The sequence below is a fragment of the Streptomyces sp. NPDC002602 genome, assembly GCF_042889445.1.
In the GTDB taxonomy this organism is placed as follows: domain Bacteria; phylum Actinomycetota; class Actinomycetes; order Streptomycetales; family Streptomycetaceae; genus Streptomyces.
Genome location: NZ_JBIAQX010000002.1, coordinates 431,827 through 444,328 on the forward strand (window position 1 = coordinate 431,827; position 12,502 = coordinate 444,328).

8 protein-coding genes and 1 pseudogene are annotated in these 12,502 nt (G+C 71.5%); 6 read left to right on the forward strand and 3 right to left on the reverse strand.

What is annotated here, in order from left to right; all coding sequences use genetic code 11:
- The first annotated feature begins 66 nt into the window (after nucleotides 1-66).
- Complete coding sequence (locus ACFYW3_RS07360; RefSeq protein WP_351756066.1) at nucleotides 67-1,800, forward strand: ABC transporter ATP-binding protein; 1,734 nt, start codon at nucleotides 67-69, stop codon at nucleotides 1,798-1,800.
- Nucleotides 1,797-3,719 carry an ABC transporter ATP-binding protein gene (locus ACFYW3_RS07365; protein ID WP_351756063.1) on the forward strand — a complete coding sequence of 641 codons (1,923 nt, stop codon included), beginning with the start codon at nucleotides 1,797-1,799 and terminating at the stop codon, nucleotides 3,717-3,719. Before ACFYW3_RS07360 ends, ACFYW3_RS07365 begins: the two co-directional genes overlap by 4 nt.
- A gap of 108 nt (nucleotides 3,720-3,827) precedes the next feature.
- Here ACFYW3_RS07365 and ACFYW3_RS07370 read toward each other — a convergent pair whose 3' ends face one another.
- The 3 genes from ACFYW3_RS07370 to ACFYW3_RS07380 form a co-directional block, all read right to left on the reverse strand.
- Nucleotides 3,828-4,961 carry an RNA polymerase sigma factor gene (locus tag ACFYW3_RS07370; protein ID WP_389385794.1) on the reverse strand — a complete coding sequence of 378 codons (1,134 nt, stop codon included), beginning with the start codon at nucleotides 4,959-4,961 and terminating at the stop codon, nucleotides 3,828-3,830.
- A gap of 211 nt (nucleotides 4,962-5,172) precedes the next feature.
- The gene (locus ACFYW3_RS07375; RefSeq protein ID WP_389385795.1) at nucleotides 5,173-5,979 is read right to left on the reverse strand and encodes a glucose 1-dehydrogenase; all 807 of its coding nucleotides are present in this window, start codon (nucleotides 5,977-5,979) and stop codon (nucleotides 5,173-5,175) included.
- A gap of 30 nt (nucleotides 5,980-6,009) precedes the next feature.
- Nucleotides 6,010-6,699 (reverse strand): ElyC/SanA/YdcF family protein, encoded by a 690-nt coding sequence (locus tag ACFYW3_RS07380; protein WP_351756059.1) that lies wholly within the window; start codon nucleotides 6,697-6,699, stop codon nucleotides 6,010-6,012.
- A 223-nt stretch (nucleotides 6,700-6,922) separates the two neighbouring features.
- Between ACFYW3_RS07380 and ACFYW3_RS07385 the strand changes: the two are divergent.
- From ACFYW3_RS07385 to dnaG, 4 genes and pseudogenes are all read left to right on the forward strand, one after another.
- Nucleotides 6,923-7,794, forward strand: a pseudogene (locus ACFYW3_RS07385) (sirohydrochlorin chelatase).
- 57 nt (nucleotides 7,795-7,851) lie between these two features.
- Entirely contained in the window at nucleotides 7,852-9,165 is a 1,314-nt protein-coding gene (locus ACFYW3_RS07390) for a deoxyguanosinetriphosphate triphosphohydrolase (RefSeq protein WP_389385796.1), read from the forward strand.
- Between the two features lie 108 nt (nucleotides 9,166-9,273).
- A complete protein-coding gene (locus ACFYW3_RS07395) occupies nucleotides 9,274-10,548 on the forward strand; it encodes an FAD-dependent oxidoreductase (protein WP_351376021.1) in 1,275 nt (424 codons plus the stop codon).
- Nucleotides 10,549-10,582: 34 nt separating this feature from the next.
- Nucleotides 10,583-12,484 carry a DNA primase gene (gene dnaG / locus ACFYW3_RS07400; protein WP_351756052.1) on the forward strand — a complete coding sequence of 634 codons (1,902 nt, stop codon included), beginning with the start codon at nucleotides 10,583-10,585 and terminating at the stop codon, nucleotides 12,482-12,484.
- The last annotated feature ends 18 nt before the right edge of the window (nucleotides 12,485-12,502 follow it).

Here is a 12,502-nt window from a genome sequence, read left to right on the forward strand (position 1 = left end):
GGATCGGGCACCCGATTGGCCGAAGATGGAGCGAACCCCCTCGATCTTGCCGACCGGAGCCTGCGCGTGCTCATACGACTTCTGCGGACCCATCTGGGCCCGTACCGGAAACCCATCGCCCTGCTCGTGCTGCTGCAACTGCTGCAGACCTGCGCGAGCCTCTACCTGCCCACGCTGAACGCCGACATCATCGACAACGGTGTCGTCAGCGGTGACACCGGTTACATCCTGCGCTTCGGCGCGCTGATGCTCGGTGTCTCGCTCGTGCAGCTCGCCTGCAGCATCGGGGCCGTCTACTACGGCGCCCGCACCGCGGCGGCGCTCGGCCGGGACGTCCGGGCCGCCGTCTTCGACCGCGTGCAGAGCTTCTCCGCGCGGGAGCTGGGCCAGTTCGGCGCCCCGTCGCTGATCACCCGCACGACGAACGACGTCCAGCAGGTCCAGATGCTGGCGTTGATGACCTTCACCCTGATGGTCTCGGCGCCGATCATGTGCGTCGGCGGCATCGTGATGGCGCTCTCGCTCGACGTGAGGCTGTCCGGCGTGCTGCTCGCCGTCGTCCCGACCCTCGGCCTGTCGGTCGGTGCGATCGTCTTCAAGACGCGGCCGCTGTTCCGGAAGATGCAGACCCGCCTGGACATCGTGAACCGGGTGCTGCGCGAACAGATCACCGGCAACCGCGTGATCCGCGCCTTCGTCCGCGACGCGTACGAGAAGGAGCGCTTCCGGGAGGCGAACGCGGAGCTCACCGGAGTCTCGCTGGCCTCGGGGAAGCTGCTCGCGCTGATGTTCCCCGTCGTCATCGTCGTGGTGAACATCTCCAGCGTCGCCGTCATCTGGTTCGGCGCGATGCGCGTGGACAGCGGCGGGATGGAGATCGGCCAGTTGACGGCCTTCCTCGCCTACCTGATGCAGATCGTCATGTCCGTGATGATGGCCACCTTCATGTTCATGATGGTGCCGCGCGCCGAGGTCTGCGCCGAGCGCATCCAGGAGGTCCTGGACACCGAGTCCAGCGTGGTCCCGCCCACGGACCCGGTGCGCGAGTTGCGGCGGCACGGGCAGTTGGAGCTGCGCGGCGCCGACTTCCGCTACCCCGGCGCCGAGGCCTCGGTGTTGCGCGGGGTCGACCTGGTGGCCCGTCCCGGCGAGACGACGGCGGTGATCGGCTCCACGGGCAGCGGCAAGTCCACGTTGCTGGGTCTGGTCCCCCGGCTGTTCGACGCGACCGGCGGCGAGGTGCTGGTCGACGGGGAGGACGTGCGCCGGCTGGATCCGGAGCTGCTGGCCAAGACGGTCGGCATGGTGCCCCAGAAGCCGTACCTGTTCTCCGGCACGGTGGCCTCCAACCTGCGCTACGGGCGCCCGGACGCCACGGACGAGGAGCTGTGGCGGGCGCTGGAGGTGGCCCAGGCCAAGGATTTCGTGTCCGCGCTGGAGGGGGGCCTCGAAGCGCCCGTCTCCCAGGGCGGCACCAATGTGTCCGGCGGTCAGCGGCAGCGGCTGGCGATCGCCCGTACGCTCGTGCAGCGGCCGGAGATCTACCTGTTCGACGACTCCTTCTCGGCGCTGGACTACGCGACGGACGCGGCGCTGCGCGCGGCGCTGTCCCGCGAGACGGAGAACGCGACCGTGGTCATCGTCGCCCAGCGGGTGTCCACGATCCGTGACGCCGACCGGATCATCGTCCTCGACGAGGGCCGGGTGGTGGGCGAGGGACGCCACCACGAGTTGATGGCCGGCAATGAGACCTACCGGGAGATCGTGCTCTCCCAGCTGACGGAGGCGGAGGCGGCGTGAGCGGGCCCGGAGGACGAATGATGATGGGGCCGGCCCAGCGGTCCATGGACTTCAAGGGGTCGGGCAAGCGGCTGCTGGGGCAGCTCGCACAGGACCGGGTCAAGCTGTGGGGCATGGTCGTCGCCGTCATAGGCAGCGTCGCGTTCACGGTGGTCGGCCCGAAGATCCTGGGGAACGCCACCGACCTGGTGTTCGCGGGGATCGTCGGTCGGCAGATGCCTGCCGGGATCACGAAGCAGCAGGCGCTGGACGACCTGCGTGCCAAGGGTCAGGACGGCATGGCGGACATGCTGTCCGGAACCGCCTTCACCCCTGGGCAGGGCATCGACTTCGGTGCCGTCGGGGTCGTGGCGATCTGGGCGCTGGTGGTGTTCACCCTCGCCGGTCTGCTGATGCTGGTCGCGACGCGGCTGTCGAACCACGTCATGAATGGCACCGTGTACCGGATGCGCGAGGAGCTCCAGGCGAAGCTGTCGCGGCTGCCGCTGTCGTACTTCGACCAGCAGAAGCGCGGCGAGGTGCTGAGCCGGGCGACGAACGACATCGACAACATCGGGCAGACCCTCCAGCAGACGATGGGGCAGTTGCTGAACTCGCTGCTGACGATCGTCGGCGTGTTGGCGATGATGTTCTGGATCTCGCCGCTGCTGGCGCTGGTCGCGCTGGTGACGGTGCCGGTCTCGATCTTCGTCGCGGCGAAGATCGGCAAGAAGTCGCAGCCTCAGTTCGTGGCGCAGTGGAAGACCACGGGCACGCTCAACGCGCACATCGAGGAGATGTACTCGGGGCACAACCTGGTCAAGGTCTTCGGTCGACAGAAGGAGTCCGCGGCGGTCTTCGCCGAGGAGAACGAGGCGCTGTACAAGGCGTCGTTCAAGGCGCAGTTGGTCAGCGGCATCATGCAGCCGGTGATGTTCTTCATCTCGAACGTCAACTACGTGCTGATCGCGGTCGTCGGCGGTCTGCGGGTGGCCTCGGGCACCCTGTCGATCGGTGACGTGCAGGCCTTCATCCAGTACTCGCGCCAGTTCTCGATGCCTCTGACGCAGGTCGCCTCGATGGCGAACCTGGTGCAGTCCGGGGTGGCCTCGGCGGAGCGGGTGTACGAGCTGCTCGACGCCGAGGAGCAGGAGGCGGACGCGGAGGTCCCGGAGCGTCCGGAGTCGCTGCGCGGTCAGGTCACCCTGGACAAGGTCGCCTTCCGCTACGAGCCGGACAAGCCGCTGATCGAGAACCTCTCGCTCACGGTCGAACCCGGGCACACGGTCGCGATCGTGGGCCCGACGGGCGCCGGCAAGACCACGCTGGTCAACCTGCTGATGCGGTTCTACGAGGTCACGGGCGGCGAGATCGCCCTGGACGGCGTGGACATCGCGAAAATGACCCGCGAGGAGCTGCGGAGCGGGATCGGCATGGTGCTCCAGGACACCTGGCTGTTCGGCGGCACCATCGCGGAGAACATCGCCTACGGGGCTTCGCGCGAGGTGACCCGCGCGGAGATCGAGGAGGCCGCGCGGGCGGCGCACGCGGACCGGTTCATCCGCACCCTGCCGGACGGCTACGACACGCTGCTGGACGACGAGGGCGCGGGGGTCAGCGCGGGCGAGAAGCAACTGATCACCATCGCGCGGGCGTTCCTGTCGGACCCGGTGATCCTGGTGCTCGACGAGGCGACCAGCTCGGTGGACACCCGTACCGAGGTGCTGATCCAGAAGGCGATGGCGCGTCTCGCGCACGGCCGTACGTCCTTCGTCATCGCGCACCGGCTGTCCACGATCCGCGACGCGGACGTGATCCTGGTGATGGAGAGCGGTTCGATCGTGGAGCAGGGCACCCACGAGGAGCTGTTGGCGGCGGACGGCGCCTACGCGCGGTTGTACGCGGCGCAGTTCGCGCAGGCGGTGGCCGAGGTCGACTGACCGGGCGGGCTTTTACACGCCGAAGGGGTGCCCTCGTCGAGGGGGCACCCCTTCGGCGTGTCCGAGTTCGGCCGTCCGGGCCGCGTGCGGTCCGGACGGGCGTGCGCGTCAGTCCAGGTAGCCGCGGAGCTGGTCGGCGAAGGCGTGGTCGCGCAGCTTGTTGAGGGTCTTGGACTCGATCTGGCGGATCCGTTCGCGGGTCACGCCGAAGATCCGGCCGATCTCCTCCAGGGTGCGCGGCCGGCCGTCGGCCAGGCCGTAGCGCAGTTGGACGACCTTGCGTTCGCGCTCGCCGAGGGTCGAGAGCACGGCTTCGAGGTGTTCGCGGAGCAGGAAGAAGGCCGCCGACTCCATGGGCGAGGTGGCGTCCCCGTCCTCGATGAGGTCCCCGAGGGCCACGTCGTCCTCCTCGCCCACCGGGGCGTGCAGGGAGACCGGCTCCTGCGCGAGACGGAGTACCTCGAGGACCCGCTCGGGGGTCAGTTCGAGGTGGACGGCGACCTCTTCGGCGGTGGGCTCGTATCCGCGTTCCTGGAGCATGCGGCGCTGGACGCGCACGACGCGGTTGATCAGTTCCACGACGTGGACGGGGACGCGGATGGTCCGGGCCTGGTCGGCGAGGGCCCGGGACATCGCCTGCCTGATCCACCAGGTGGCGTAGGTGGAGAACTTGTAGCCGCGGGCGTAGTCGAACTTCTCGACGGCCCGGATCAGGCCGAGGTTCCCCTCCTGGACCAGGTCGAGCATGGTGAGCCCGCGGCCCACGTAGCGTTTGGCCACGGAGACGACGAGGCGCAGGTTGGACTCGATGAGGCGGCGTTTGGCCATCCGTCCCATGACGACGAGCTTGTCCAGGTCGAGGGTGAGCTGGAGGTCGAGGCCGGGGGTGTTGCCCAGCTTCTCCTCGGCGAACAGCCCGGCCTCGACGCGTCGCGCCAGGTCCACTTCCTCCGCGGCGGTGAGCAGCGGGATCCTGCCTATCTCGCGCAGGTACTGTCGGAAGAGGTCGGCGGAGGGTCCCGCGCCGCTCCCGCTGTCCGCGCTGCGCCTGCGCTGCTCGGGCACCGGTTCGATCAGCTCCAAGACCTCGGGCTCGTCGTCCACGGCTTCGGCCTCTGCCTCGACGGGTTCGTCGGCCCGAGCGGGGTGACTCACGTTCACGGTCAGGGTCCGGGTCTGCACGGGGGCGACCTCCAGGGCTCCGAGGACGGGGGCACCGCACCTCAGTGTGGGGTACGACACATCGCCGCCACGAGGGGCGTGCGAGCACTTTCTGAGTCCGGTGCGTGACCGATGGTTACCCCCTGGCGGGAACCTCGATGCGGATCGGACGGATGTCCGAGACCGGTTCGCGGCGGCTCCGGCGCCGACCTGCGCGGAGCGCGGCGCGTGACGTGGCGGGAGGCCGACCGGCGGGGCGGGGCGTTGTGCCCGGTGCCCCGCCGGGCGGGGGTCACCGGCCGGTCAGGTACTTCACGGTGAGGCCGGCCGTCCAGCCGCCGTCCACGGCGAGTTCGGCGCCCGTCATGTACCCGGCGGAGTCGGAGAGCAGGAAGGCGACGGCGGCGGCGATCTCCTCGGGGGCGCCGACGCGGCCCATCGGGGTGCCGGGGTAGTTGCCGTCGCCGGCCTCGATGCCGACCGGGGCGGTCATCGGGGTGAGCGTCATGCCGGGGTGCACGGAGTTGACGCGGATCCGCGCCTCGGCGAGTTCGACCGCGCCGATCTTCGACAGGCCGCGCACGCCCCACTTGGAGGCCCCGTAGCCGGCGGTCAGGGCGAGGCCGGTGAGGCCGGCGGCGGAGGAGATGTTGACGATGGAGCCGCCGCCGTTCGCGCGCAGCAGCGGGATCGCCGTCTTGATGCCGATGAAGGTGCCGACCAGGTTGATGTCGACGACCCGGCGGAAGTGCTCGACGCTCTCGTGCTCCAGGAACCGACCGGTGGCCACGCCGGCGTTGTTGACCAGTCCGTCCATGCGGCCGAACTCGGCGAGCGCGTGGTCCAGCGCCGCCGCCCAGTCGGCCTCGCTCGTCACGTCGTGCCTCAGGAAGCGGGCCGCGTCGCCCAGTTCGGCAGCGGTCTCGGCGCCCTCCGTCTCCAGCACGTCGGTGATCAGCACCTTGCCGCCGCCGTCGACGACGGCCCGCGCGGTGGCCGCGCCCAGCCCTCGGGCTCCGCCGGTGACGACGACGACCTTGCCGGTCAGATCCACAACAGCCACGGTTCCACACCCCTGACGCACACGACGGATCGGCATATGACTAATCGGCATATGCCGACGGTCGCGTCAGTCTGCCAGAGCGGCCAGGGCCCGCGACACCCCCTGCTCCTTCGGTCCCAGGAAGCGCGGTTCGGGCCGCAGGGTCGCGTCCAGCGCCGCCTTGCCGGCCGCGAAGACCTCGCGGGTGCTGCCGTAGTACCAGGTGGAATCGTGTACGTCGGCGACCCCGACCCCGTACGAGTCCACGCCCGCGGCCTGGCACAGGGCGACGGCCCGCCGGATGTGGAAGCCCTGGCTGATCAGCACCGCCCGGTGCACCCCGAAGATCTCTTTGGCACGGACACAGGAGTCCCAGGTGTCGAAGCCGGCGTAATCGCTGACGACCCGGTCGTCCGGCACCCCGTGCCCGGTGAGGTAGGTGCGCATCGCGTCGGGCTCGTCGTACTCCTCGCGACTGTTGTCGCCGGTGACCAGGACGACCTTGACCTTGCCGGCGCGGTACAACTCGGCGGCCGCGTCGAGCCGGTCGGCGAGGTAGGGGGTGGGTCTGCCGTTCCACAGTCCGGCTCCGAACACCACGGCCACGTCGGCCGCCGGCGCGTCGGCCGTGGTCCGCAGTCGTGGCGCGGCGGCGGCGTGCGTCCAGGCCGAGGGCAGCAGCGCGAGCACGCAGCCGGCCATGACGGCCTGCACGGCCCGCCGCCGCGCCTTGACGGTGCGCAGCGGCAGCCCCGGCCTCTTCCCGATCCCGCGCATGAGTGTTCCCCCGGTGATGCCGTCGGATGTGTCGCTGATCAGGACGCGGACAGGGGGCGCGCGGTTTCGGCGACCGCCCCGGGCGTGCGCCGGCCACCGGAGCCCGCGTCCCCACCGGCGCCGAGCGCACAGCACAGTGCCCGACCGGCGCCGGTGAGCAGTCGGTAAAGACCCGTCACCCCGGCGCAACGCCCCGGCAATCTCGGCCCCGCAGGATCGGTTCATGACGGAGTCGGCGCACCCTCCCGAGTACCAGTCCCTCCCCCTCCCTCCCTCCACCGCCGCGGAACTGCTGACGCGGATCACCGCGCAGCTCGGCACGCAGCTCAGCGGATTGCGCCCCCGGCACGGCCCGGGGGCCCGGCACCACGGAGTCCACGCATGCAGCCCACCCTCGTCGCCGTGGCCCACGGCAGCCGCGACCCTCGTGCCCTGCCCACCGTCGAGGCCCTGCTCGAACGGGTCCGTGAGCTCCGCCCCCGGCTCGACGTCCGGCTGGGGCACGTCGAGCTGAACCGGCCCCTGCTCGACGACACCCTCGACCGCGCCACCGGCGAGGCCGTCCTGGTGCCGCTGCTGCTCAGCCGGGGGCACCACGTCAAGCGGGACCTGCCCGCGGCCGCCGCCCGGGCCGGCCATCTGCGGACCCGGGTCGCCGAGCCGCTCGGCCCGCATCCCCTGCTGGTCGAGGCCCTGTACGAGCGGCTGCTGGAGGCGGGCTGGAGCCCCGGCACGCCCGTGGTGCTGGCCTCGGCCGGCTCGCGCGACCCCGACGCCGCCGCCGACGTCCGCCTCGGCGCGGCCCTGCTCTCCGAGCGCCTCGGCGGGGTCGCCGTGGTCCCGGGCCACGCCTCGGCCGCCGCGCCGAGCGTCCCCGAAGCCGTGCGGGCCCTGTCGCTCCGGACCGGGCGCCGGGTCGCCGTCGCCTCGTACTTCACCGCTCCCGGCCGGTTCGCCACCGCGAGCGCGGCCGCCGCGAGCGGGCCGGCCGCCGCGCCGCTGGGCGCGCACCCGGCGCTGGCCCGACTGGTGGTGCGACGGTACGAGGAGGCCCTGGCCCGCCGGGAACGCCCCCTGGAGCGGGCCGTCGCGTAAGGGGTCGGGTTCGGTCGGATCGCCCGCCTTGACGGTGGTTCCGGTTACCGTCTGACCATGGAAGGCTTGGAAGGCACCACCGCACCCGCCCGTCCCGTCGACCCGTACGACCCGGCCGACACCGAGCGCTGGGCCGGCGAGCCCGACAAACGACCCGGCCGGACCGCCTTCCAGCGGGACCGCGCCCGTGTGCTGCACTCCGCCGCGCTGCGCCGGCTCGCCGGCAAGACGCAGGTCGTCACCCCGGGCACGCGTTCGTACGACTGGGACGCGAGCCCTCGTACGCGGCTGACGCACTCGCTGGAATGCGCCCAGATCGGCCGGGAACTCGGGCTGGCCCTGGGCTGCGACCCCGATCTGGTCGAGGCGTCCTGCCTCTCGCACGACATGGGCCATCCGCCGTTCGGCCACAACGGCGAGGAGGCGCTGAACGAGTTCGCGAAGGACTGCGGCGGCTTCGAGGGCAACGCCCAGTCGCTGCGCCTGCTCACCCGCCTGGAGCCCAAGCGGTTCGTGCCCGATCCCGCCTCGGGCGAGCTCGTCAGCGTCGGCCTGAACCTCACCCGGGCCTGCCTGGACGCCGCCACCAAGTACCCCTGGGCCCGCGGTGACCACCCCACCGACCCGGGCTCGGTGAAGTTCGGCGCGTACGAGGACGACCTGCCCGTCTTCGAGTGGCTGCGCCGGGGCGCGCCCGCCGACCGCAAGTGCTTCGAGGCCCAGGTCATGGACTGGGCGGACGACGTGGCGTACTCCGTCCACGACTTCGAGGACGGCCTGCACGCCGGTCACCTCGACCCGAACCTGCTCTTCGCGGAGCCCGAGCGCGCCGCGATCTGGCAGGTGGCCATCGGTCGGTACGTGCCGGCGGACACCGCGCCCGAGGAACTGCGCGAGGCCCTGGACCGGCTGATGGAGCGGGAATGGTGGCCGCACGGCTACGACGGCTCCGCCATCGCCCAGGCCCGGTTGAAGGACGCCACCAGTCAACTGATCGGCCATTTCTGTACGGCCGCCGAGACCGCGACCCGGGAGGCGTACGGGCCGGGCCGGTTGACCCGCTACTCCGCCGGGCTGGTGGTCCCGCGCGAGGCGCGCAACGAATGCGCCGTCCTCAAGGCGGTCGCGGACCTGTACGTGATGCAGCGCGACGAGCAGGAGCGGGTCCGCGCCGACCAACGCGTCGTCCTGGCCGAACTCGCGGAGGCGCTCAGCGCCCGCGCGCCCGAGGGCCTGGAACCGCAGTTCAGGGCGATCTTCGACGCGGCGACGGACGACAAGGCCCGCAAACGCGCGGTCGTCGACCAGATCGCCTGCCTCACCGACGCGTCCGCGCGCTCCCTTCACGCCCGTCTCACCAGAAGGCCCTGACGCTCCGAAGGGTGAGTCGATCGGGCCATTCCCCCTTCACGGGGCAGGCTCAGTGCGGGACGCTCGCATGTGGTCGCATGTGGCGGAGAGGTTATGAGGAGGCATCAGGTGGTCGACGCACACCGAACATTCGTCATCGTCGGCGCGGGACTGGCCGGGGCGAAGGCGGCCGAGACGCTGCGGACCGAGGGGTTCACCGGCAGGGTGATCCTGATCGGCGACGAACGTGAGCATCCCTACGAGCGGCCTCCGCTGTCCAAGGGCTACCTGGCGGGCAAGGAGGAGCGCGAGAGCGTCTTCGTCCACGAGCCGTCCTGGTACGCGCGCTCGGACATCGAGCTGCATCTGGGGCAGCCCGCGGTGCAGCTCGACCGGGACGCGAAGAAGGTGGTGCTGGGCGACGGCACCGCGCTGCACTACGACAAGCTGTTGCTGGCGACCGGTGCGGAGCCGCGCCGCCTCGACATCCCGGGCACCGGCCTCGCCGGCGTGCACCACCTGCGGCGGCTCGCGCACGCCGAGCGGTTGCGCAACGTCCTGGCCGGCCTGGGCCGGGACAACGGCCACCTGTTGATCGCGGGCGCGGGTTGGATCGGCCTGGAGGTCGCGGCGGCGGCCCGCGGGTACGGCGCCGAGGTGACCGTGGTCGAGCCGGAGGCGACTCCGCTGCACGCGGTGCTCGGCCCGGAGATCGGCCGGCTGTTCGCGGACCTGCACGCCGAGCACGGGGTCCGCTTCCACTTCGGCTCCCGGCTCACCGAGATCGTCGGGCACGACGGGATGGTGCTGGCCGCCCGGACCGACGACGGCGAGGAGCACCCGGCGCACGCGGTGCTCTCGGCGATCGGCGCGGCGCCGCGCACGGCGCTGGCCGAGACCTCGGGGCTGGCCCTGATCGACCGGGAGCACGGCGGCGGGATCGCGGTGGACGCGTCCCTGCGGACCTCCGACCCGGACGTGTTCGCCGTCGGGGACGTGGCGGCGGCGCACCACCCGGTGCTCGGGACCCGGCTGCGGGTGGAGCACTGGGCGAACGCCCTCAACGGCGGTCCGGCCGCGGCGCGGGCGATGCTGGGGCAGGAGGTCTCCTACGACCGGGTGCCGTACTTCTTCTCCGACCAGTACGACGTGGGCCTGGAGTACTCGGGGTACGCGCCGCCCGGCGGGTACGACCAGGTGCTGATCCGCGGGGACGTGGGGAAGCGGGAGTTCATCGCGTTCTGGCTGTCCGACGGCCGGGTGCTGGCCGGGATGAACGTGAACGTGTGGGACGTCACCGAGCACATCCAGGCCCTGATCAGGTCGAAGGCGCCGGTGGACCCGGGCAGGCTCTCGGACCCGTCGGTTCCGCTTTCCTCCCTGGTGGTGGCGGAGGGGGCCTGACGGGATTGCCGCCGCCCGGCCGTAGACTTCACGGGTGGCAGGACGGATCAACGACGACGACGTGAAGGCGGTACGGGACGCGGTCCCGATCGACGCCGTGGTCTCCGACTACCTCCAGCTCCGCAACGCGGGTGGCGGCAACCTCAAGGGCCTCTGCCCCTTCCATGACGAGAAGTCCCCGTCCTTCCAGGTCAGCCCCGGCAAGGGGCTGTACCACTGCTTCGGCTGCCAGGCGGGCGGGGACACCCTCGACTTCATCATGAAGATCGACCACCTCTCCTTCTCGGAGGCGGTCGAACGGCTCGCGGGCCAGGCCGGCATCACCCTGCGGTACGAGGAGGGCGGCTACACCGCCGGCACCAGCGGCCGGGGCGAGCGCATCCGCCTGGTCGAGGCGCACAAGGCCGCCGCGCAGTTCTACGTGGAGCAGCTCGACAGCGCCGAGGCCGAGATCGGCCGCAAGTTCCTGGCGGAGCGCGGCTTCGACCAGGCGGCCGCCACGCACTTCAGCGTGGGCTACAGCCCCGCCGGCTGGGACCACCTGACGCGGTTCCTGCGCGGCAAGGGCTTCACCGACAAGGAACTGATCACCTCCGGGCTGGCCCAGGACAGCCGCAGCGGCAAGCCCATCGACCGCTTCCGCGGCCGGTTGATGTGGCCGATCCGCGACATCAGCGGCGAGGTCGTCGGCTTCGGCGCGCGCAAGCTGCGCGACGACGACAACGGCCCCAAGTACCTGAACACCCCCGAGACCGCGATCTACAAGAAGGGCCAGGTCCTCTACGGCATCGACCTGGCCAAGAAGGAGATCGCCAAGACCTCCCGAGCCGTGGTCGTCGAGGGCTACACGGACGTCATGGCCTGCCACATGGCCGGGGTCACCACGGCGATCGCGACCTGTGGCACCGCCTTCGGCGGGGACCACATCAAGATCCTCCGGCGCCTGCTGATGGACAACGCCACCGCCGAGGTGATCTTCACGTTCGACGGCGACGCCGCCGGTCAGAAGGCGGCGCTGCGCGCCTTCGAGGACGACCAGAAGTTCGCGGCCGAGACCTCGATCACCATCGCCCCCGGCGGCATGGACCCCTGTGACCTGCGCCTGGCGCAGGGCGACGCCGCCGTGTCGGGACTGGTGGAGGCCCGGACCCCGCTGTTCGAGTTCGCCCTGCGACACATCGTGTCCCGGCACAACCTGGAGAACCCGGCGGGGCGCGCGGCCGCACTGGCCGAGGCGGCGCCGGTCGTCGCCAGCATCAAGGACCTCTCGATCCAGCACGAGTCCGCGGTCCAACTGGCTGGCATGCTCGGCATCCTCGACGAGCAGTTCGTCGTCAAGCGGGTCGCCCAGTTGGCGCGGTGGGCGCGCGAGCGCGGCAACCAGCCACAGCAACAGGGCCGGGGCCGCCCCCGGGAGGCGGCCGCCCCCACCGCGCCGGCGCCGCTCGGCGGCGGGCCCGCGCTGAACCTGCGCAGCCCCGCCCACCGCACCGAGCGGGAGCTGCTCAAGCTGGCGCTCCAGCGACCGGCGCTGGTCTCCCCCGCGTTCGACGCGTACGGGATCGACGAGTTCACCGCCCCGCCCTACGCGGCGGTCCGCCAGGCCATCCAGGACGCCGGCGGCGCCTCCCAGGACACCGACGACTACCTGGCACGGGTCCGCGAGGCAGCCCCGAACGACACCGTCCGCGCGATGGTCACGGAGCTGGCGGTGGAGGCCATCCACGCCAAGACGGTCGACGAGATCTACGCCGGGGTCCAGCTGGTGCAGGTGCGCCTGCGCGCGGTCGACCGCCGGGTCCTGGAGATCCAGGGCACGCTGACCCGCCTGAGCCCACAGGCCCCGCCGGAGCAGCACGCGGCGGTCCAGGAGGAGCTGTGGGTGCTCCAGCAGTACGGTCGGCGGTTGCGCAACCGGGGTGCCGAGGGGCTGTAGTCCCGCGACGCCCCCTCC